22 protein-coding genes are annotated in these 21417 nt (G+C 62.3%); 11 read left to right on the top strand and 11 right to left on the bottom strand.

Annotated elements, in window-relative coordinates; translation table 11 throughout:
• Positions 1 to 253 precede the first annotated feature (253 nt).
• The 3 genes from V5E97_RS28020 (at position 254) to dnaK (ending at position 4241) form a co-directional block, all read left to right on the top strand.
• Positions 254 to 1306, top strand: coding sequence for a YfdX family protein (locus V5E97_RS28020; RefSeq protein ID WP_406694859.1), 1053 nt, complete (start codon positions 254 to 256; stop codon positions 1304 to 1306).
• Positions 1307 to 1552: 246 nt separating this feature from the next.
• A complete protein-coding gene (locus V5E97_RS28015) occupies positions 1553 to 2164 on the top strand; it encodes an HdeD family acid-resistance protein (RefSeq protein WP_406694858.1) in 612 nt (203 codons plus the stop codon).
• 133 nt (positions 2165 to 2297) lie between these two features.
• A complete protein-coding gene (gene dnaK / locus V5E97_RS28010) occupies positions 2298 to 4241 on the top strand; it encodes a molecular chaperone DnaK (RefSeq protein WP_406694857.1) in 1944 nt (647 codons plus the stop codon).
• Positions 4242 to 4511: 270 nt separating this feature from the next.
• Here dnaK and gloA2 read toward each other — a convergent pair whose 3' ends face one another.
• Positions 4512 to 4904 carry an SMU1112c/YaeR family gloxylase I-like metalloprotein gene (gene gloA2 / locus V5E97_RS28005; RefSeq protein ID WP_406694856.1) on the bottom strand — a complete coding sequence of 131 codons (393 nt, stop codon included), beginning with the start codon at positions 4902 to 4904 and terminating at the stop codon, positions 4512 to 4514.
• 141 nt (positions 4905 to 5045) lie between these two features.
• Here gloA2 and V5E97_RS28000 point away from each other — a divergent pair, with 141 nt between their 5' ends.
• The gene (locus V5E97_RS28000) at positions 5046 to 6059 is read left to right on the top strand and encodes a methyltransferase (protein ID WP_406701228.1); all 1014 of its coding nucleotides are present in this window, start codon (positions 5046 to 5048) and stop codon (positions 6057 to 6059) included.
• 81 nt (positions 6060 to 6140) lie between these two features.
• Here V5E97_RS28000 and V5E97_RS27995 read toward each other — a convergent pair whose 3' ends face one another.
• A complete protein-coding gene (locus V5E97_RS27995; RefSeq protein ID WP_406694855.1) occupies positions 6141 to 7175 on the bottom strand; it encodes an aldo/keto reductase in 1035 nt (344 codons plus the stop codon).
• 53 nt (positions 7176 to 7228) lie between these two features.
• Positions 7229 to 8299, bottom strand: a complete 1071-nt coding sequence (locus V5E97_RS27990) for an alkene reductase (RefSeq protein ID WP_406694854.1) — start codon at positions 8297 to 8299, stop codon at positions 7229 to 7231.
• 189 nt (positions 8300 to 8488) lie between these two features.
• Between V5E97_RS27990 and V5E97_RS27985 the strand changes: the two genes are divergently transcribed.
• Positions 8489 to 8842: an ArsR/SmtB family transcription factor gene (locus tag V5E97_RS27985; RefSeq protein ID WP_406694853.1), complete on the top strand. Its 354-nt coding sequence runs from the start codon at positions 8489 to 8491 to the stop codon at positions 8840 to 8842.
• A gap of 136 nt (positions 8843 to 8978) precedes the next feature.
• Here the strand turns inward: V5E97_RS27985 and V5E97_RS27980 are convergent, their stop codons facing one another.
• The 5 genes from V5E97_RS27980 to V5E97_RS27960 all read right to left on the bottom strand — a co-directional run bounded on the left by V5E97_RS27980 (position 8979) and on the right by V5E97_RS27960 (position 14508).
• Positions 8979 to 9752 (bottom strand): sterol desaturase family protein, encoded by a 774-nt coding sequence (locus tag V5E97_RS27980; RefSeq protein ID WP_406694852.1) that lies wholly within the window; start codon positions 9750 to 9752, stop codon positions 8979 to 8981.
• Between the two features lie 24 nt (positions 9753 to 9776).
• Entirely contained in the window at positions 9777 to 10340 is a 564-nt protein-coding gene (locus V5E97_RS27975; RefSeq protein ID WP_406694851.1) for a hypothetical protein, read from the bottom strand.
• 13 nt (positions 10341 to 10353) lie between these two features.
• Positions 10354 to 12384: a sulfatase gene (locus tag V5E97_RS27970; protein ID WP_406694850.1), complete on the bottom strand. Its 2031-nt coding sequence runs from the start codon at positions 12382 to 12384 to the stop codon at positions 10354 to 10356.
• A gap of 202 nt (positions 12385 to 12586) precedes the next feature.
• Entirely contained in the window at positions 12587 to 13063 is a 477-nt protein-coding gene (locus tag V5E97_RS27965; protein ID WP_406694849.1) for a hypothetical protein, read from the bottom strand.
• 164 nt (positions 13064 to 13227) lie between these two features.
• On the bottom strand, positions 13228 to 14508 hold the full coding sequence (locus V5E97_RS27960) for a GDSL-type esterase/lipase family protein (RefSeq protein ID WP_406694848.1): 1281 nt from the start codon (positions 14506 to 14508) through the stop codon (positions 13228 to 13230).
• A gap of 505 nt (positions 14509 to 15013) precedes the next feature.
• On the opposite strand from V5E97_RS27960, the gene V5E97_RS27955 reads away from it, so the two are divergent.
• Complete coding sequence (locus V5E97_RS27955; RefSeq protein ID WP_406694847.1) at positions 15014 to 15310, top strand: hypothetical protein; 297 nt, start codon at positions 15014 to 15016, stop codon at positions 15308 to 15310.
• 192 nt (positions 15311 to 15502) lie between these two features.
• Positions 15503 to 15976, top strand: coding sequence for a c-type cytochrome (locus V5E97_RS27950; protein WP_406694846.1), 474 nt, complete (start codon positions 15503 to 15505; stop codon positions 15974 to 15976).
• A 16-nt stretch (positions 15977 to 15992) separates the two neighbouring features.
• Here the strand turns inward: V5E97_RS27950 and V5E97_RS27945 are convergent, their stop codons facing one another.
• Positions 15993 to 16430, bottom strand: a complete 438-nt coding sequence (locus tag V5E97_RS27945; RefSeq protein WP_406694845.1) for a RidA family protein — start codon at positions 16428 to 16430, stop codon at positions 15993 to 15995.
• Between the two features lie 679 nt (positions 16431 to 17109).
• Between V5E97_RS27945 and V5E97_RS27940 the strand changes: the two genes are divergently transcribed.
• The 3 genes from V5E97_RS27940 to V5E97_RS27930 all read left to right on the top strand — a co-directional run bounded on the left by V5E97_RS27940 (position 17110) and on the right by V5E97_RS27930 (position 18951).
• Complete coding sequence (locus V5E97_RS27940) at positions 17110 to 17442, top strand: FKBP-type peptidyl-prolyl cis-trans isomerase (RefSeq protein WP_406694844.1); 333 nt, start codon at positions 17110 to 17112, stop codon at positions 17440 to 17442.
• A 75-nt stretch (positions 17443 to 17517) separates the two neighbouring features.
• Positions 17518 to 17970, top strand: coding sequence for a hypothetical protein (locus V5E97_RS27935; RefSeq protein WP_406694843.1), 453 nt, complete (start codon positions 17518 to 17520; stop codon positions 17968 to 17970).
• 42 nt (positions 17971 to 18012) lie between these two features.
• Positions 18013 to 18951, top strand: a complete 939-nt coding sequence (locus V5E97_RS27930; protein WP_406694842.1) for a hydroxypyruvate isomerase family protein — start codon at positions 18013 to 18015, stop codon at positions 18949 to 18951.
• Between the two features lie 404 nt (positions 18952 to 19355).
• Here the strand turns inward: V5E97_RS27930 and V5E97_RS27925 are convergent, their stop codons facing one another.
• A complete protein-coding gene (locus V5E97_RS27925) occupies positions 19356 to 19775 on the bottom strand; it encodes a hypothetical protein (protein ID WP_406694841.1) in 420 nt (139 codons plus the stop codon).
• A 470-nt stretch (positions 19776 to 20245) separates the two neighbouring features.
• Entirely contained in the window at positions 20246 to 20710 is a 465-nt protein-coding gene (locus V5E97_RS27920) for a hypothetical protein (RefSeq protein WP_406694840.1), read from the bottom strand.
• On the opposite strand from V5E97_RS27920, the gene V5E97_RS27915 reads away from it, so the two are divergent.
• Complete coding sequence (locus V5E97_RS27915) at positions 20709 to 20936, top strand: hypothetical protein (RefSeq protein ID WP_406694839.1); 228 nt, start codon at positions 20709 to 20711, stop codon at positions 20934 to 20936. The two genes, V5E97_RS27920 and V5E97_RS27915, sit on opposite strands and share 2 nt — an antisense overlap.
• Positions 20937 to 21417 lie beyond the last annotated feature (481 nt).

Below are 21417 nucleotides of genomic sequence, written 5' to 3'. Positions count from 1 at the left end.
CAGAAGCCGGCGCTGCTATCTCACGCAGGGAACACGACCGGATGAATCCCGGTTTTCCATGGCGGTCGTGGGTTATCAAAGGTTACTCGCATCGTCAGTTGCCAATTTTCTAAACCGACAAGACACCCGAGTCTGGGTGGCCGCGGTCGCTTGCAGCCACCCAAAACACCTTGAATTCGGGAACGAACTAGCAGCTCTGGAGACTCGCGCACCACGGGTTTGCAACCGATCGAAGGTCTAAGGAGATCAGATCATGCGAGGCCGTTATCTAGGGTCAACGCCAACGTGGCGGCTGCTGGCCGCAAGCCTGCTGGCCTTCACGTTCATCTTCATCGCGGTGCCGGCGTGGGGACAACAGCCATCCTCCGCCGCGCCCTCGACCAAGGAGAAGGACAAGGAGAAAGACAAGGAGAAGGAGAAGAGCAACCATCGCATTGTCCGAACCTTCGGCACCGAGAAGGGCTACCATACTGAGTTGTCGAACGAAACCACGGAAAGACTGGCCCAAGAGGACCAGCGACAACTCTCGCTGCTGATGATCGATGTCTTCGAGCATCTCGGGAAGGCGCGAATCGCCCTTGATGCCGACGACACCAAGGAAGCGCTCAAGGAACTGACCAAGTGTCGCGAGGGGACCCAGGCGATCCGCAAGATGCTCCCCAAGACGATTGTCCATACGAAGACCATCGCCCCCGACGGCAAGACGATCTTCGAAGACGAACTCGTGATCCAGGATGACGACATCCCCTTATACGCGGGGATTCTCCATTCCCAGACGTTGGCCCCGATCGTGGAGGCCCGACGCAACGCGTTTGCGGTCGCCGGCCTCCAACTCGTCGAGTCGGAGCGAGTCATCACGGAGGCCATCGCTAAACTCGACCCGATCGAGGCCCAGTTCACGAGGGCAATCAAGGCCCTGGGGGAGAACAAGTCTGACGTTGCGGCCAAGGCGCTAGCGATGGCCATGGTCCGTGGCCTCGATTTCCGCTCCGTCAAGGAGGACTCGGAACTCGCCTCCGCCCGGGACGCGATCTGGTTTGCGAAGCGGTCCCTGGAAGAAAACAACCTTGCGCAAGCCATGGCCAACATGAGCATCGCCCATAAGCGATTGCAGCTCTACCGCGAAGTGCTCGCGAAAGACCAGCGCAAAGACGTGGATGAAATGCTTCGCGAGGTCGAGCAAATGGAGAACCAACTCCGACAGGAGCGAACCCATCCCACCAGCTCCGCCGAGCGGATCCGCCAGAGCCAAACGGCCACACATTGGTGGGACAAAGTCAATACATGGTTCCATCACCATCTTTGAACGCCGGTTCCCGGCCTATTGGTCCAGGCCCCCCGCAAACGCGGGGGGCCGTCGGCGAGGCGACAACGACAACGGCCGAGTCGCAGGAAAGACCTCCCGAGTGAATGGCAATCACTCGGGCTGTTCTCGTTACCGACACGAGATGATTCCTCGGTCTCACCAACGGTACGCGAGCCACGAAAGAGATCAACCGAGAACAGACATCCTGGCTTGACTAAAGTCTCAATCCCCCTATGGGAGCAAGAAATGGTCGACTTGTCACGAAATTGGTGGGCCCTGATGTTGCGGGGCCTCGTCGCGATCCTTTTTGGAATCGCGGCGATCGCCTGGCCGGGGATTACCCTGGCCAGCCTGATCCTCCTCTACGGGGCCTTCGCCCTGGTGGGTGGCCTCTTCACGATCGCCGCGGCGATCGCCGGCCGACCGCGGGGCGAGCAGCCTTGGTGGGCCATGCTCATTGATGGCCTGCTCGGCGTCGCCGTGGGAATCGTCGCCTTTGCCTGGCCGGGAATCACGGCGCTGGCGTTGCTCTACCTGATCGCGTTCTGGGCCGTCTTCACGGGCGTCCTCGAGATCATTGCGGCCGTCCGGCTCCGCAAAGAGATCGAAGGCGAGTGGCTGTTGGCGATCAGCGGTCTCCTGTCCGTCCTGTTTGGAATGGCCCTGATCGTCAGACCAATGACCGGGGCCCTGGCCGTCGTCTGGTTGATCGGGGCGTACTCGATCGCCTTCGGCGTGCTGCAGATCGTTCTCGGATTCCGGATGCGAACCTGGTCGCACCTCATGATCCATGGGATCGGCCAACCCGGCATCAAGTCAAGCGACTCGATGATCAAGCGACCACCGAACTTCGCATAACGATTGATCGAAGCGACGCACGACTCACTGATCCACTCGTTCCCTTTGCCCTCGCGGCGCTCGTTCCAGAAAGACTGTGACCCGACCTGGACTCTGGATCCTGGCTCGTCGGACACTCAAGAGGAGGTTCACCGTGGCAGAAGGCGAAAAGATTATTGGGATCGACCTGGGGACGACCAACAGCGTCGTGGCGGTGATGGAAGGAGGCGAACCGACGGTCATTCCCAACCAAGAGGGCAGCCGGCTCACCCCCTCGGTCGTCGCCTTCACCCCCAAGGGAGAGATCCTGGTGGGAGAACCGGCCAGACGTCAAGCCGTCACCAACCCCAGGGGGACGATCTATTCCATCAAACGGTTCATGGGCCGCCGCCACAAGGAAGTCGCCACCGAAGAGAAGATGGTCCCCTACGAGATCGTCGGCTCGCCCGACGACTTCGTCAAAATCCAGGTGGGCGGCAAGGAATACACGCCTCCCGAGATCTCGGCCTATATCCTCCGCAAGCTGAAGGAGGCCGCCGAGAGCCACCTCGGACACAAGGTCCGCAAAGCGGTGATCACGGTTCCCGCCTACTTCAATGACAGCCAGCGTCAGGCCACCAAGGACGCCGGCCAGATCGCAGGCCTGGAGGTCGCCCGGATCATCAACGAGCCGACCGCCGCGGCCCTGGCCTACGGACTCGACAAGAAAAAGAACGAGAAGATCGCTGTCTTCGACCTCGGCGGCGGCACCTACGACATCTCGATCCTCGACGTGGGCGACGGCGTCTTCGAGGTCCTCTCCACCCACGGCGACACCCACCTGGGAGGCGACGACTGGGACGAGGCGCTGATCAACGACATCGCCAACACATTCAAGAAAGAGCAGGGGATCGACCTCCGCAAAGACCAGATGGCGCTCCAGCGGCTCAAAGAAGCCGCCGAGAAGGCCAAGAAAGACCTTTCCTTCCAGGCCCAGGCCGACATCAACCTCCCATTCATCACGGCCGACCAGACCGGTCCCAAACACCTGACGATGGCGATCAGCCGCGCTCAGTTCGAGAAACTGACCGATTCCCTCTTCGAACGCGTGAAGCCTCCGGTCCGTAAGGCGCTCGAAGACGCCAAGCTGACGCCGGGAGAGATCCACGAAGTCGTCCTCGTCGGTGGCGCGACCCGAATGCCGCTCGTTCAGGCGATTGTCAAGGAGCTCTTCGGCAAAGAGCCCCACAAGGGAGTGAACCCCGACGAGGTCGTCGCCGTCGGCGCGGCGATCCAAGGCGCGGTCTTGACCGGCGAGGTCAAGGACTTGCTCCTGCTCGACGTCACCCCGCTCTCCCTGGGCCTGGAGACCAAGGGAGGTGTCTTCACCAAGCTCGTCGAGCGGAACACGACAATCCCGACCGAAAAGAAAGAGACCTTCACCACCGCCGATGACAACCAAACCGCGGTCACGATCAAGGTCTATCAAGGGGAGCGGCCGATGGCGGCCGACAACCGCCTGCTCAGCGAATTCAACCTCGAGGGCATCCCGCCCGCCCGGATGGGAACGCCCCAGATCGAGGTGGCCTTCAACCTTGATGCCAACGGAATCCTGCAAGTTTCCGCCAAGGACAAAGGCACCGGCAAAGAACAGTCGGTCAAGGTCGAATCCTCCGGCGGCCTGACCAAAGACGAGATCGATCGGATGCAGCGCGACGCCGCCGCCCACGCCTCCGAAGACAAGCGCCGCCGCGAACTCGCCGAGGCCCGAAATAGTGCAGAGCAGCGCGTCTATCAACTGGAAAAACTGCTCGAGGAGAACAAGGAGAAACTCTCGGAATCCGACATGTCCGCGGTTCGCAACGCCATCGCCAAGGTCAACCAGGTGAAAACCGGGGAAGACACGGCCGCGATCAACCAGGCGCTCGAAGACCTCCAACGAGCCAGCCAAGCCATGTCCGAACACCTCTACGCCGCATCAGCCGCGGCCGGCGGCCAGGCGGGAGCGGCGAGCGGAGCCTCCACATCGTCGAACGGGGGTGCCCAGGCAGGCCAAGGTCAGAAGCAGAAGCAGGGTGAGGAAGAGGTCATCGACGTCGAATTCGAAAACAAGACATAAAGGCAATCTTATCCTACAAGCACCACAACAAGTTCCCACCAATCCCAGCCGGCTTCCGGGTACCACCGGTTCCCAATTCGGAGCCCGTGGTATCCGGAATCCCCTCGCTTCCCAGCCCGAGGAAGGCCGACGCCCGATCCCCTCCGACGCTCCGCACACGACCGCAGGTTGATGCCTTCCTGATTCAATCACACAAACGGCCAGGAATTCTCGATAGGGATGGCACGCACACTCCCCGCCCGCCTGAGACATCCGAAAGTCCCAACCGCTTCAACGCCGTGATTCATACAATTCCAACGGCAAGCCGTCCGGGTCGGCAAAGAATGTGAAACGCTGACCTGTGTATTCGTCGATCCTGACTTTCTCCACGATGACCCCTTGGTTTTCGAGGGACGAGACCGCTTCGTCGATGTCGGCCACCTCGAATGCGAGATGCCTCAGCCCGCACGCTTCGGGGTAACTCGGGCGTGGTGGGGGGCTCGGAAACGAGAAGAGCTCGATCTGGGTGCCGTCCGGCAGCCGCAGATCGAGCTTGAAGGAATTTCGCTCGCTCCGATGAACTTCCGAGACGATTTCCAGCCCTAACGTCCGCGTGTAGAACGCCTTCGAGGTCTCGTAGTCGGAACAGATGATCGCAACATGATGAGCCCGCAGAATGTTCATGGCCTGATTTTCCCTCCGGCAAGGCCCGCGGACGGGTGAATCCCGCCTTGTCATCGGCTCCAAGGAACCGCTATCTTCCTGAGAGTCCAGCCCGGCACACAAGGGCACGGCAGGAAGCACCAGCAAAGCAAGGAATCGATGATGCCCGAACTCACCGCACCCGAGCAGATGGCCCGAATGATCACCGGGTCCTGGATCTCGCAGGCTGTTTATGTCGTCGCCAAGCTCGGCATCGCCGACCGGCTCAAGGACGGCCCCAAGGGTGTTGAGGAGCTTGCCCAGGCCACCGATACCCACGCCCGCTCCCTTTATCGCCTGCTTCGGGCCCTGGCGAGCGTGGGCGTCTTCTCCGAAGACAGCGCTGGCAAGTTTCAGCTCACTCCCCTGGCCGAAACGCTCCGGAGCGATGAGCCGAACTCGCAGTGGGCGATGGCCGTCATGATGGGCGAGGAGCATTACCAATCATGGGGCGAACTGCTGGCGAGCATCCGAACGGGTGAGACGGCATTCGACCGCATCTACGGCCAGCCGATCTTCGACTACCTCAGCGAACGCCCCGAACAGGCCGCTGTATTCGATGCCGCCATGACCTCGATCCACGGACGTGAGACGCAAGCGTTTCTCGACGCCTACGACCTCTCCGGCATCAACGTCCTGGCGGATATCGGCGGCGGCAATGGCAGGAACCTGATCGGTATCTTGCTGCGCTATCCGCAAATGAAAGGGCTGCTCTTCGACCTCCCGCACGTCATCGAACGCGCCCGCCTGAACCTGGAACAAGCCGGGGTCGCCGATCGCTGCCAGTTGATCGGCGGCAGCTTCTTCGATTCCATCCCCGTCGAAGCCGATGCCTATTTCATGAGACACATCATCCACGACTGGAACGACGAGAAATCCACGCAGATCCTCCGGAACATCCGACGTTCCATGCCGGAACAAGCCAAGCTCCTGGTCGTCGAGCACGTCCTCCCAGCAGGGAATGCGCCCTCGTTCGGCAAACTCCTGGACCTCAACATGCTCCTCCTCCCAGGGGGCGTCGAGCGCACCGAGGACGAGTTCCGCCGGCTCTATGCAACGGCTGGATTCCAACTCAGCCGGATCGTATCTACCCAGGGCGACCTCAGCGTCGTCGAGGGGCAGCGGGCCACCGCCTAGGTAGCCAACCCATCAAGGGGAGGCAAAACCGCCGACCCGGCGAAACCGGGTCGGCCGTGCGACGGGAGGACCGTCGATCGCTCAGGCAACCGGCGGCGGATTGCGCTCGGCGAAGCCGCGCTGGTGCCAGTACGGGTAGGCCGGGGTCACGGCGCTTGCGGCATCGAGCGTGGCGACCTGGGCCGCGGTGAGGTTCCAGCCGACGGCGCCGAGGTTCTGACGCAGTTGCTCCTCGTTCCGCGCTCCGATCACGACGGTCGACACGCTCGGCCGCTGGAGCAGCCAGTTGAGCGCAATCTGCGGCACGGTCTTACCGGTCTCCTTGGCGACCGCATCGAGAGCGTCGACCACTCGGAAGAGAAACTCGTCCGCAACCGGCGGGCCGATATCAGTCACTTTTTGATTGTGGAGGCGGCTGGTTTGCGGAAGCGGACTGCCGCGGCGGATCTTCCCGGTGAGTCGCCCCCACCCGAGCGGGCTCCACACCACGGCGCCGACCTTCTGGTCGAGGGCCAATGGCATCAGCTCCGACTCGTAGTCGCGGCCAATCAACGAGTAGTAAGCCTGGTGCGCCACGTACCGCGCCAGACCGTATTTTTCCGAGACGGCCAACGCCTTCATGACGTGCCAGCCGGAGAAGTTCGAGCAGCCGATGTAGCGAATCTTCCCCGCGCGAACCAGGTCGTCGAGCGTGCCGAGCACCTCCTCAGCCGGCGTCAAGGCGTCATAACCGTGAAGCTGGTAGAGGTCAATATAATCGGTGCCCAGCCGCCGCAGGCTCCCTTCGACCGCTCTGGTAAGATGGAACCGCGAGGAGCCCACGTCATTGGGTCCGCTGCCGTGGCGAAACGTCCCCTTGGTCGAGATGAGCACCTGATCCCGGCGTCCCTTGATCGCCTGGCCGAGAATTTCCTCCGCCAGACCGTCCGAGTAAATGTCGGCCGAGTCGAACATGGTCAGCCCGGCCTCGAGACAGACGTCAACCAGCCGCGAGGCCTCGGCGACGTCGCTCGCCCCCCACGCCTTGAAGAACTCGTTGCCGCCACCAAAGGTGCCGGTGCCAAAGCTGAGCACGGGGACCTTGAACCCCGATCCGCCAAGCTGCCGATATTCCATCAGATCATACTCCCGTGAAGTCATTCCGATTTCAAAGCGTGCCCATTTTTCATTCACACGGCCGAGGCCACCGGCTCGAGCCGGGGGTAGTCGGTGTAGCCTTCAGGGCCGGAGGCATAGAAGGTTGCGGGGTTCGGTGCGTTGAGTGGGGCATCGATCGAGAAGCGGTACGGTAGGTCCGGGTTGGCGATGTACTGGACGCCGAAGGCAACGGCATCGGCCTCACCGGCCTCGAGCACCTGCTCGGCGGTGGCTTTCGTGAATTTCTCGTTCGCAATGTAGACGCCGCCGAAGGCTCGTTTCAGTTCGGGGCCAATCCGCCCGTCACCGAGGTGCTCGCGAGCACAAAGGAAAGCGATGCCCCGCCGCCCCAACTCCGTCGCCACATAGCCGAAGGTCGCGGGCAGGTTGGAGTCCCCCATCGAGTGCCCATCGGCGCGGGGGGCGAGGTGCATACCGACCCGACGTGGCCCCCAGACCGAGATCACCGCGTCGGCCACCTCGAGCATGAGCCGGGCCCGGTTCTCGATCGGCCCGCCGTACTCGTCGGTTCGCTGGTTCGTGCCGTCCTGGAGAAACTGGTCGAGCAAGTAGCCGTTCGCCCCGTGGATCTCCACCCCATCGAACCCGGCGAGCTTGGCGTTCTCCGCCCCCTTGCGATAGGCCTCGATGATCCCCGGAATCTCCTCGAGCTCAAGCGCCCGCGGGGTCACGAACGACTTCAACGGCCGAACCAGGCTCACATGCCCCGAGGGAGCGATCGCGCTCGGAGCGACGGGAAGTGCACCGCCAAGGTAAATCGGGTCGGACATCCGCCCCACGTGCCAGAGCTGCAAGAACATGCGGCCCCCGGCGGCGTGAACCGCCTCGGTGATCCGCTTCCACCCCTCAACCTGCTCCGACGACCAGATGCCGGGCGTGTCGGGATAACCCACCCCCATGGCTGTCACCGAGGTCGCCTCGGAGATGATCAGACCGGCCGACGCTCGCTGCACGTAATACTCGGCCATGAGCGCATTGGGCACGCGACCGGCCACCGCGCGACAGCGAGTCAACGGCGCCATGATGACCCGGTTCGGAAGCTGCAAGTCGCCGACAACTAGCGGATCCTGAAGCGTAGGCATTGCGAAAATCCTGGGTCTCAAGCCCGGTTCGTGACTGGTTTCCACGGCGTCGATCGCGTACACTCCACTATAGGTAGTTCATAAATCCCGAACAAGGGAACTAACGAACAGCGGCGCTTCGGCACGAGCGATTTCGAAAAAGGGTGTCGCCGCTTTCAGGGTCAGAGCTAAGCATAAGGATTCGTTGACATGGCAGGCAGGCCGCTCCGCCATCCCGAGATCGGACAGGTCAGCGTCGCGGACATCCTTCACGCGCTCGCGGACCCGGTCCGTCTCGGCATCGTCTGCGAATTGATGAGGGCGGAGTCGGGTTTGAACTGTGTCGAGACGATGAGCCGGGTGGGCAAGGTCTTGGCCAAGTCGACCTGCTCGCAGCACTACCAGATCCTTCGCGAGGCCGGCCTGATTCGCTGCGAGCGCATTGGGGTCGAGCTCTCCAGCCGACTCCGACTGGCCGAGGTCGAAGAGCGGTTCCCAGGGCTTTTGAAGTCGATCCTGGCCGCATACGAGCAGGAGAAAGCGATCGGGGATGTCTGCTCATAACCCATCAGCCTCTCAACGAGGCATATTGGGGGCGAGTGCCGGAAGAGTTGGCAGTCGGAATTCGACGCACACTCTCCACCCTGCTTGATCGATCGGCCGCGAGTCGTGTGGGGCTTCTCGTGCCCACCCGGCAGGATCAGACTTTGTGAGAGGCCGCGGTGGGTGGAACCGGCAAAGTGTGGCCGAATTCGGCGTCGTAGGTCGGCAAGAGCGTTCCGAAGAGGCGGTCCCAGATCAGGGTGTAGAAGCCGAAGTTGTGGTGGACGTCCTGGTGGTGCTGAGCGTGAAAAGTGCTCGTCCCGACTTGGCGTAAGACCGGCACTCGCGACCACCAACCGGGGAACGGCTCAACGCCCAGGTGGCCCATCATTCCGGTGCCGAGGTTGATTCCCAGGTAGGTTGAGAGACCGAGCCAGGAACTCGGATAGAGGACGATCACGATCAGCCAGAGCGTTCCGAAGCCGAGCGTTTCCAGCGGGTTGAGCACGAAAAGGCTCAAGGGGCGCGGACGGTCGTAGTCGTGGTGTAACCGATGGATCGGAAAGAGCCAGGGGTGATGGACGACCCGGTGGAGTAAGTACATCGCCAGATCCATGACGAGGACCAGAATCGGCACGTCGAGCCAGGCACGCCAGCCGGTGTCCCTGCGAATGACGACGAAACCATGGCGCCAGAGGAGCCAGGCGGCGATGGTGATCAGCCAGTTGACCACGATCCCAGCCGCCGTGTAGACCAGTTCCTTCGGCTCCAGCGGGTCGGGCGGAAGCGAAACGCGATTGCCGGAGAACGAGAACAGGGCCAGGTGCCCCAACGCCACGGCGAAGGCAAACGAAACGAGGTTCGCCCCGAAAAGCCAAGCCGCGGCCGCTACCGGCGAGAGGTCATGAGCCCAGTCCAGGAAGTCGTTCATCCCGAAGCTCTCCGACCCGAGACCTCAGTGAACCTGGCCCGCCTCGCGGAGCGTTACCGACAAGGGCGTGCCCGCGATCGCAGTGCGCCGGCGATTGCGCTCGCGCCATGCCCAGCCCCAGATGAGCAACCCACCGAGGAACCCGGCCCCGTATGAGGCCAGGTGAGTCCAGAGGTCCGCCAGGAAGCGGACACGGGCCTGCGCCGGAATCTCGGAGGCAAGTGGCTCCATCAACTCAACCCAACCGGCGCGAGCCGCCACGTAGCCGATGCAGCCCGCGATCGCCGCTATTCCCCCCATGCAGACGAGCTGGACCGCAATCGGTTTCCGGAAATCGGCCGCTGTCAGCTTGGGACGAGAACCGAGCCTCGCGATCATCGCAAGCGGAACGCCCAGGATCAGGCCACACCACCAGGTCGCGATGATCCCCCAGCCCAGCGCGAGCAGGGTGGGAGACTCGGTCTGGAAGACTGGGGGATGGCCGATCGTGAAATACTCGATGCAGACCCGCGCGGTGATCTGGTCATGCACGAGCCCATAGGCGATGGCCGACGCGATGCAAAGGGCCACGATTCTGAGCGCGGGCATGAGCTCGATCTCCTCACGGATGGGAAGCCTCTTTCAAGTCGCTCGACGGCACGAGGCTCTTTTGATGATCGGTTGTGGGCGGCAGCTTGGCAACGATGCCCCGCCATTCGGCGGGGCGAGTGTCGTCGCGCGTCATCCGATCGAGCGTCTCGCGGTACTCCTTGAGCTTCGTTTGAACGGCCGGCGAGCTCACCAGGTTCCGGGTCTGCAACGGGTCGGCCTCAACGTCGAAGACCTCCTCGACCCCGTCGCCATTGCGGATGTAGACCTCATTGCCGAACGTGAGGGCCTTCATCGGGCCACGGAACACGGGGGATCGTCCCTGGTTCGGTGCGGCTTTGACCGGCGCATCGACCTCCGAGAGCGACGGACCTTCCGCGGGCCGCGTGGAGGAATCGAGGTAGCGGGCCAGCGAGTCTCCCGGGAACGGCGAGGTACCGCCGAGGCCCAGCAGGCTGGTGACAGTGGCCGGCAGATCACGCAGGCTGACCGGATCGGCAACCGAGCGTCCCGCATGAGCGCGGCGGGGGAGGAGCGCCAACAAGGGGACGTGGATCTCCTGGTCGTAGAGACTGCTGGCATGGCCGTAGAGCTCATGCTCGCCGAAGTGCTCGCCATGGTCGGCCGTGACGATCACCAAGGTGTTGTCGAGCCGCCCTCGTTTCTCGAGATCGTCGAAGAGACGGCCAAGCTGCTCGTCGAGCGAGGCGATGCAGTCGTCATAGGCGTCGTTGACCAGTTGGATGTCGCGCGGGGCCAGCGTCTTCTTGTCGAGAATGAACCAACGGTCCAGGGTCGTGAAATCCTCGCTCGACTTGGGGATGACGCCAAAGTGGCGGGTGAACGTCGACGGGGGCATGTAAGGGTTATGCACATCAAAATAATTGGCAAAGGCAAAGAAGGGGCGATCCCCTTGCTGGTCGATCCAGGCGAGCATGTCGCGATTGATCCGCGCGGCATCCTTGCGAAGGTCGGACTTGCGGCTCTCGCCGAGCGGCGCGTAAACGAACCCGACGGCGTGCGAGAGGACCCGCTTACCGATCGCCGTGGAACAGAGGATCCCCCACGGCGAGAGGTCGTGGTCTTCATAGTGAGCGAAGCCACGGTTGAGCCCGGTCTCAGCGCCGCAGTAGGTGGTGTTCGCCACGAAGCCGCCGGTGGCGTAGCCGTTGGCGGCGAGGAACTCGGCCAAGGTCGCCTGGGTCTGGTCGAGCGGACCGTGGAGCCCGGCCGAGATCTGGTGCGGGTAGAGGCCGGTCAACATGGTGCAGTGCGAGGGCAGGGTCCAGGGAGCGGTTGACCTCGCCTGCTCGAACTTGACCCCTCGGCGGGCGAGCCGCGACAGGTTCGGCGTCGTGTCGCGGTCGTAGCCATAAAGGGACAGGCGATCGGCCCGCACCGTGTCGAGCACGATCAAGAGGACGTTCGGCGCGTCCGGGGCATTCGACGAGACCGGCAGCAACAGTTCCATCGCCCAGCGCTCGCGAAGAATGTGCCCGCCGAGCGAGACGGAAACGAGGCCGAACACTGCGACGGCCAGCACGGGCAGGCTCCGCCGGATGAGCCGGCGAAACGGAGCGAGATGCATCTCGAGCCGCACGGCCAGCCGGCAGGCGAGTCCACAGGCCAGGATCATGCAGGCCCAGGAGTAAAGCCGCTGAATCGTGAGCAGCAAGATCAACACCGCAAGCCCGCTGAACAGGCCGGTGGTAAACCGCACGGCCCATTGAGGCCGGAATCGGAGGACCAGGGCCGCCAGAAGGCCGCAGAGGCCGAACAAAACCAGCGAGACCGTCGGGATGGTCCAGACGATGTGCCGGTTCATCCGAAAGAAACCGGGCGACGGGTCGCGGAGCGGCTTCAGAGCGATGGTCAGGCCAAGCTCCGCCAGGCCAATGACAAGCCCATACCAGATCGACATGCCGATCGCGGCCCGAGGACCGAAGGAGACCTCGGAAGCCTGGTCCCCGGAGGCATGAGACCTGTCGAAACCAGGTTGCCTGGCCGCACGGTTTGAGGAACGGGCCGTCAGCAGGTCGTCCATCGCTCACCCTTCTTGATCGTAATTCCTTGTCTCAATCCGACCGATATCCATTCCGCATCGAACGAAAATCCGCCCGGCTGACGGCCACGTCGCGCCAGTCCCCTGATGAGATCGGGATCGAGAGCGAAAGTCCTCGACGATGGGAATCGAAGGAGGGCCGGCGAATGGAACAGGGCGCTGGAGCCGAGGGGAATCAGACCGTTCAGCAAGTCAGACGGCAGAGTAAGTCGATTCGTGCCGAGCCCCAATCTTCATTGATCGGGCGACGACAGTGGCCACTCAATTCGGTGGGGTCGAATCGGAGGGTCAATCCCGTTTCCGGAGCCCCAAGGTGCCGCAGGATGTTTGCACATCCAAGCAAACCCCAACAGGTCTCCCGCGTCGGGAACTCGCCCACCTCGCCGAGCGCTGGTTCCTCCGCGTCGTGGCTCGCGATCGTCAGGCCCTGGCCGGACGCGTCTGCCGCTTGAGTCACGGGCTCGCGAACCTTCGCACCGCCACTGCCGGATTTCACCAAGCCGTCCGGCCCGGCCGAGACCAGGCAGGACATCGGGATAAGCATGAGCGACGAGACGTCAAGGCGGTCAGGCGTGACTCCCAGAACCACCAGCACGAGCAACAGGACGTGGAGCGAGGTCGATCGCGATCTCCGCCCTTGGCCCACGGCCACCCCCATCATTCCCTTGATTTCAAACGGCGGGCATCCTTGATACCACCCTCAACCGGCGGCATTATTGACGAATGCCTGGCAAAGGGGTAGGCCAATTCACCACCGAGGATTCGTTAAGTTACGTGAACCTCGGCGCTCGATCCCAGAGGAGACGCCTCATGCTCCGCAACCCCTCATTTGGCCAGGCCCGGCTCGGCGGCGGCGGCGGCGGCGGCGGGGCGCACGACGAAGTGGTAGGCGGTGGGTCGAGCGATCCGACGTTGCAGTTCCTCGAGCTCGGAATTGATCCCGTCGGCCCGTTCTTCAATCTCGACCCGGTTGGGGCGGTCGGGCAGGTAGCGTCCGGCCAGGCGGCGGGACTGAGCGATCTGGTCGCGTGCATCCGTGACTTGCAGGAGCAAGGCCGCCTGCGCATCCCAAGGGCCCCCCGGCTCCCAGGGATCAGTCGTTGCTGAAGCAATGTTCACACCTCGGGTCAACTGCTCGGCCGTGTAGGTTCCAATCCCTCGACCATCGGCTTCTACCAAATACCGGCCCGCAGGCAAGTCACGCACGCTCAGCATGTAACGATTCAGTTCCTCGGGAATCGGGATGAACCGAAACGACAAGGCGCCGAACACGCCGAAGTTGATGGGCAGCCCCTCGTCCAGGCGGTCGAACTCCAGGCGAGTGGCGTCTCCCTTCAGGTTCGAAACCGTGCAGTCCTTGGCGTGGAGCAGGGCTGGGGTCCGTGCATCAAGGGTCACCGATGAAACGTCGGCCGGTGCTCCCAGTCCTTTGATGATGGCATAGGCCATGGCGAGTTGACCGAGGTCATTCAGATGGATGCCATCCGCGGCGTGGAGCGTGCTTTTCTCTTTTTCATCCTTGGCGCGGGCGTTGGCGGCCTTCACTTTCTTCTGAATCAAGCGCATGGTGCGATGAATATCGATGGCCCCTTCGCCGAGCGAGCGGGCGATGTCCATCCCGTCGTCACACATGCGCTGGAGGAAATCGGTCTCGCTCTGATCGGGGTCGGCCGCCGTGACCGCGGCCGAGCCGATGAAAACGCGGACCTGCTTTGCCTTGCAGCGTTCGACGATCGTCCGGACCGCGTTGAGGTAGGCAGCCTTGTGCTCCTCATCGGCCCGGCCCCCCCAGCCGATGTCGTTGATACCATAGGCGACGATCAGCACCGTCGCATGCTGGGCGAAGACGTCGCGATCGAGCCGGGCCAGCCCCCCGACGGCAGTGTCGCCCCCCCAGCCCGCGTTATGAAAGCGCACCTTGCGGTCGGGGAACCGGAGCAAGGTATAACGCTCGACGATCTTGCCGTAGGTGCGTGCCGCGGTGATGCTGTCGCCCAGGAAGACAACGGTGTCACCGTCTCGCAGCGCATACTCCGCCCGGACCTCCCGCGAACTCACCGCCGCGGTGATGAGAGCCAGCAACGCAATCCGGCGAACCCACCTCATCTTCGATCTCCGCACTATCGACGTCCTCATCCCCTTTAGAGCAATACAGAGACATAACAGCAACGGCAAACCACGAAATCGACTCGGCAATGAGGAAGACGAGGGCCTCCCGCGGTCTCGAGGTTCCGGGAATGCAGAGCGTAAGTCCGGCAAGAATCGGCGTCGTTCTTATCGCGATATCATCTCGGGGGAACAGGCCGAGGCCAGATCCATTTCCACCAAAACGGATTGTAGCACGACGGTTCCAGCCCTCCCAAGAGTGAGAATCGGCACGAAGAAGTCCGATTTCTCCGGGCCCAGAATCTCCTGAAGATCGCAAAGCTAGAGTATCGGGAGACGTCGGCGATCCATACAATATCAAACAATAAACCAAGCTGGGTTGGCTCCCCGACGATCGAAGTCGAGGAAAAGACTCAAAAAGGGGAGCGGCCCCTTTCTCTTGGTTTGAATGTCCTGCGCGACGGCGGTTTGCTTGAACAGAAACTCCGCGAATCCGGAGCCGACCATGGCTTTGCCCGAACGCTTCCTGTTCGGATTCGCCTACCATAGAGTCGGGGCGACCAACCTTTGGAGGCCGAGCGGCTCGACTCTCAGGCGGGCCGATCCCGATCAACGAGGGGCAGGCCCCGAGGCTGTCCTTGCGCTCAAGACCGAGCAAATCGTCTGGATCGACGTTCTGGCCGAGGAAAAGGCCGGTCAGGACATCGATGACCTCGCCCTGAGTTGCGAGGTCAACGCCAACGCCGAGTTCCGTCGGCTCTTTCCCAACGTGGAACTGGCCGACCCGCCCAAGCTGGGGTGAGGAATGATCGAGGGCCGACCTCGACGACGGCTCGCCTCCCAACCTGTCACCTCCTCCAAAGGAGGCGTCGCGGCCCCCTTGCGGGATTTGGTAGGGTCGTGGTTACGACGACCTCACTCATCCCGCCTCGCGCGACTGTTTCCGGCGGCGGAGACGCTCGGCCTTGGCTTTCGACCCTGAAGGGAAACCCCTTTGTCCACCGACGAGACCACGGCTCCCCAGCCCCCTCTGGGAGTCGACCCCGACGCCTCGCGACGGATCTTCTTCGCGATGCTGGCCCTGCTCGGGGGCGCGGCCCTGACCTACAACATGCTCAAGAAACCAGCGGGGCCGCCACCGAAGGCGATTGCCGGCGACCCCCTCCTGGTCCAAGGGCGGAAAATCTACCTGTCTCGTTGCGTCGGCTGCCACGGCGAAACGGGCCACGGCAACGGTCCGACCGCCCTGAGCCTGATCGGTCCGCCGGTCGGCGACCTGTCCGCCCCGACCTGGAAGCACGGTGACCGCCCCGACCAGGTCCAGCAAGTCATCGCCCAAGGCGCCCAGGGAACCGCGATGCCCGCCTGGGGTGGAGTCCTCGACGAACCGGAGATCCGGGCGGTCTCGGCTTACGTCTATTACCTGGCGGGCCGGAAAATCCCCGCGGAACTCCGGCCCCCTGGATAAGACCTCTGCGATTTGCTTAGAGAAGCGGCGACTCTTCGGGGCTGAGATGCGCATCGGCCTCGATCTCGACGAGAGCCGCGCCATCGATCAACCGGGCGACCTCGACCATCGTCGTGGCCGGGCGGATATGGGCAAAAACGTCGCCATGAGCCTGGCCGACCTCTTCCCACTTGGAAATGTCCGTGACATAGATCCGGGTCCGGACCACGTCGCCGACACTGCCGCCGAGCGCCTCGATCGCGGCGATGATGATCTCAAGGGCTCGCTTCGCCTGCCCCTTCATCGTCGGGGCGAACGTACCATCGGCCTCGACTCCGACCGTCCCGGTGACATGGATCGTATTGCCCGCTCGCACTGCGCGAGAGTAGCCGATCACCGGCTCCCAGGCCGACCCCGTCGAGGCGTACTGGCGACCGTCGCGATCGGTCACGGTCACTTTCACCGATTTCGTCATGGCTGGCTCTCTGTCTGTTCAAAAAAAGGTCAAGAGGCGTCGAATATCGATCGCGCTCATCAAAAGAAAGCATCGCGGCACGCGGTTCCCAAGCAACCAGCGTAGCTAGGACCAGAGGCCGCCGCAATCGCAAGCGACTTCCAAAAGTTCGCTGAAAGCTCCAACCCAATCCACCATAATCCCTTCAAGAAAAACCACTTTCGTCAAATCATCGCCCCCCTCCAAGCGGCATTGTGTTCTCCCCCGGGAAAACCGCACGAGACGCGCATCTCACCAGGCGTGCCAAGGTCTCGGAGGCCCCCCCTCTCTCGGCCGCCGACCGAACATCCGTGCCCCTCCCCGCAACGACGCTTGCACACAACGCAAGTCACGCATGTTTCCTGACCTCGAATGCGACCGGGGCGATCACTTCTGAATGGGCACGTTTGAAGCCGGCTTCGCACGCACTCGAATCAGGCATCACAGAATCCATTAATTCGCAATTTGCCACATAATTTCATGGCAAATTCAGCACTTAACACCGAGCCACGGAGTCCATCGCGATCGGGCTGCGAGGTCCCTGGGCGGGTTGTCGAGATTGGTCGCGGGGGTTAACATAAGCCCGGGCCGGCATTTCGGAGGAATCTCGGCTCGACAGCGCAATTCGCTTCTCTCCAAAATCAAACGGAAAGGCACCCCCATGGCCGACTTCAAGACCGAGATCAAAGACGTGAAAACCGGCACCGGGCCGGAAGCGAAGGCGGGCGATACGGTCACCGTCCACTACACGGGCACGCTGACCAACGGCACGAAGTTCGACAGCTCGCGCGACCGCAACCAGCCGTTCTCGTTCACGCTGGGCCAGGGACGAGTCATCAAGGGGTGGGACGTCGGCGTGGCCGGAATGCAGGTTGGCGGGCAGCGAGAGCTGACAATTCCTCCGGAGGAAGGCTACGGCTCGAGCGGAGCAGGGGCGGTCATCCCTCCTAACTCCACGCTCAAGTTCGACGTCGAGATGATCAAGATCGGCTGAGCCCCCCAAGTCGGCTCGGTTCGGCCGCCAGGAGTTCTTTTTCACCCGGGTCGCTCCGGGACGGATCGCGATCCTATGACTAACCTCCCCAATGAAGAGGTCAGGCAGAACGTCGCCACCCTCCGGCTCGACCTGGGAGCGCGGGCGGCCGGATACTGGTGGCTGGCGGGCGATTGGCTGGAGCAGGTCTCGTTCGCGGCCAGCCCCGCGCTCGATGCGGACGTGGCCCACCGCTTCGCCGAGGCCACACGGTCAGTCCCCACTTCCGAGACCGATCTCGGGATCGTCCGGGCGGCCTTGACCAATTCACCGACCATCTCGCGAGCCGACGAACTGCCCGATCACGCGGGGTCGGGCTACTGGCTCCGAGCTTTCGACGCAACCCGCTCGGTGGCCGTTCCCCTTCACGACCACAAGGGGAAGGTCCGGGCGGTCGTCGCCCTCGCGCTTGCGGACACTGATCTCGATGATGACGCCATGCTCGAGCGCGTCCTCATAGCTGTGCACAAGTGGACTCCGCTCGCCTGAGACCAACCCCTTCATCGCCCCTTGGCTGGAAGACAAAAAGCCATGAATCCAGAGAATCCAAACCGAACGGGACACGATCATTCCAGTCGCCGGCAGTTGCTGGAAGGGGCCGCCCTCCTCGGCCTGGCCAGTCTCGGCGGGACGGCGAGTGCCGCCGAGAGCAAGCCCGGACAGACCGGCACACGAATCACCAAGGGACGCATCAAGCAGTCGATCGTCCACTGGTGCTTCGAAAAGTACTGGGACGTTGAATCCTTGATCGGGATTGCAAAACAGCTTGGCTGCGGCAGCATCGAATTGATCGCTCCCGAGCATTTCCCCTTGCTGAAAAAGCATGGCCTGGAATGCGCCATCGCCTCGGTCGACATGGGAGCCGACCCGCCGTTCCTCAAGGGGTTCAACAATCCCAAGTACCGCGAGCAGGTGCTCAAGGCCACCAAGGACTCGATTGACGCCTGCGCCGCTCACGGGTTCAAGAACGTGATCTCGTTCACCGGAATGGCCGAGGGAATCCCCGACGACGTCGGGGCCGCCAACTGCGTCGAGGGCTTCAAGGAAGTCATCGGCTACGCCGAGAAGAAAAAGGTCACTCTCTGCCTCGAGATGCTCAACACACGCGACACCTCGCACCCCATGAAGGGGCATCCCGGCTACCAGGGGAACCACACCGACTACTGCATCGACATCATCAAACGTGTCGGTTCACCGAACTTGAAGCTTCTCTTCGACATCTATCACGTGCAGATCATGGATGGCGACATCATCCGCCGGATCCGCCAGCACAAGGACTATCTCGGCCATATCCACACTGCGGGCAACCCCGGTCGCGGTGAGCTCGATGATGCGCAAGAGATCGCCTTCAAGCCGATCATGGAGGCACTCCTGGAGGTCGGCTATCAAGGCTATGTCGGCCAGGAGTTCATCCCGGTCCGCGACCCGCTGGCAGGCCTCGAGCAGGCGGTGGTGCTCTGCGACGTCTGAGATTTCAGCGTGCGAGGAGAAGGGGCCCGCATCATTGTCCCGATGAGCGATTTTTTTCAACGATCCGCGAGCGATAGGGCTATAAACCGCTCCGGGATAAGTCATTGGTAAGAGCGGCCCCCCACGTCCATCAACCAAGCTACGCTTTCAAAACAAAGCAATAGCAATATTTTTATTAGTTTCCAAAAGGTTCTACGTCTCTGACAGCCACCCGGCCGGTCGATCTCTCCTCACCATGGGGGCGTGCGAAGTTCTCAACGGCTCATGACAATCACGCCCCGCAAACGGTAGAATTGAGTGGAGAGCGGCCACGCCTAGTGCGTGGCCGCTCTCGAGTGATGTCTTTCTTTCGGGCAAGACCGTGGCCGCCTTCCGCTGGTACCGGGGGGCGGCCGCGCCGGAGGTTAGCGGACGGCCGTTGTGGCCATGTTTTCGGCCTTGATCAAACCACGGACCGTACCGGACTTTTCGACATTCGCCTTGGCCGACGACGTGTGCGTGGCCGAGCAGCAAGCGTCACCGTCGCAGCAATCACACGCCTGGCCCGGCTTGGCCGTGGCGTCGCAAGTGCAGGCTTCGCAGACGCAAGCGGCCCCACAGCACTCGCAGGCCGACTGGACCTTGGCCGAGTCGTTGGCCTCGGCCTTGCCTGATGTCACGGCGTCCTTTGAGCAGCAAGCGTCACCGTCGCAGCAATCACACGCCTGGCCCGGCTTGGCCGTGGCGTCGCAAGTGCAGGCTTCGCAGACGCAAGCGGCCCCACAGCACTCGCAGGCCGACTGGACCTTGGCCGAGTCGTTGGCCTCGGCCTTGCCTGATGTCACGGCGTCCTTTGAGCAGCAAGTAGCGGCCACGCAGCAGTCACACGCCTGGCCTGGATTTGTCGTGGCATCGCAGGTGCAAATCTCACAGGCACAAGCATCACCACAGCAAACACAGCCCGATCCCACCTTAATGTTGGATTCCGCAGCACTGGCCGAGGTTCCCGCAAACGCAGCCAGAACCAAAGCCGCAGCCATCCCAAACATTCCACGACGATTCATATCTCGTCTCCTTGTTCGTTTCGCCTTGAATCGCGGTTCGCCCAGCGCGGACCGCTCCCGTACCCCGTTTCCAGGGAGGGGGAGGACGTCCCACCACAAACCCAAAGGGGAGGCCGTCGTCCTCATCCCCGGTGTCGAAGCTCAAGGTTCGGTGACGGCAGAGCATCGCAGCCTCGGCCGATCCCAGACGGATCGGAGGCGCAAACGCTCACTCGTCAACGAAGCCCAAAGGCCAAGCCAGAGGGGAGGCGTTAAAACAGGAGACGTTCATTGCGGAGGTAGAGCGGGGTCTTCGGCGGGTTTTGAGTCGCCGGGACCTGCAAGGCGAGCTTGATTCGTGCGGCCGAATCGTCGCCAAAGGACACGCAAGCCGAGCCTGAGCTCAACTCGGTTCGGCCCTCCGCAGTGCTTCGCGAGGGCTTGGGCGTGGGAGTCACCGGTTCCTGCGATCGGCAGGAGCAAGCTCCGCCGGGAGTGGTTTCGCACCCCATCGGAACCTGCGGAGTCGCCATCGTTGGGCTTGCCAACTCGACGTCCGCCCCAGTCGCCGGAACATCATTCCGCTCGGGTGAACAGCACCCGCAAACCGTGATACAGACCCGATCGCCTCGCGACATCGTCGCGCAAGCGGAGGCATTGCTCGCGACCAACGACGCACCGAAGACCGTCGCGAGGACGATCAGCGAGCGACGAAAATGGCGGAGCGTAATGGACATGCTGATCTTTCAACTTGTGGCCGGCGATGCGCCGACGATCAAATTCGGTACTCTTGCAGTCTATGCAGGCCGACGATTCAAGGCAAGCCGAGTTGAGGCCGCTTCCGGCAAACCTCCCTCGATCCATCTCTACCTACTTATCGGCACTGCAGTGGCCGGATCTGTTGCTTGGTACGTTCGCCAAACCAGAAAGTTCACACAAAAATCCGGCTTCCTGGTTTTTTGATTCGAGAACTCGAGTTTCCTGGACTACGCCTGGGCAGTGGCCTGAGTCATTGATGGCGCCAAGGCCACCGAAACTGTTCCCCACAATTGACACGATGCGGTCGCGAGCTTATCGATGGGAGCTTGTAGACGGCAGTCTCAAAGGACAAATCCATATCCGAATGCGAGTTATCTTGCGGGATGAGTCCGACTCAACCCGAGGCCTTGCAATGATGCCACCCACCAGCTTGACAACGCATGTCTTGGAATCAATGATAGGGCCTTGATTCCGTAGCAATCCCGCCTCCTCTGCAACTGAAGGCCGCTTGCGTGCGATTCTCCCCCCGACACTTCTGGACCGGCGATAGGGCAAGGTGGCTATTGGCCGCGACCTTGCTTGTGATCGGTCTCGGCGGTGGAGACAAAGAAGCGTTGGCAGCCTCACTCAAGGCCAGAGCGAGCGTCGCGGCGGAATCTGACATTCACAACTGCAAATGCGGTGA

Origin of the sequence: Singulisphaera photorubra (assembly GCF_045290345.1) — a bacterium.
GTDB lineage: Bacteria > Planctomycetota > Planctomycetia > Isosphaerales > Isosphaeraceae > Singulisphaera.
The sequence above is the reverse complement of the archived record's forward strand: the minus strand, read 5'-3'. Positions and strand labels throughout refer to the sequence as shown.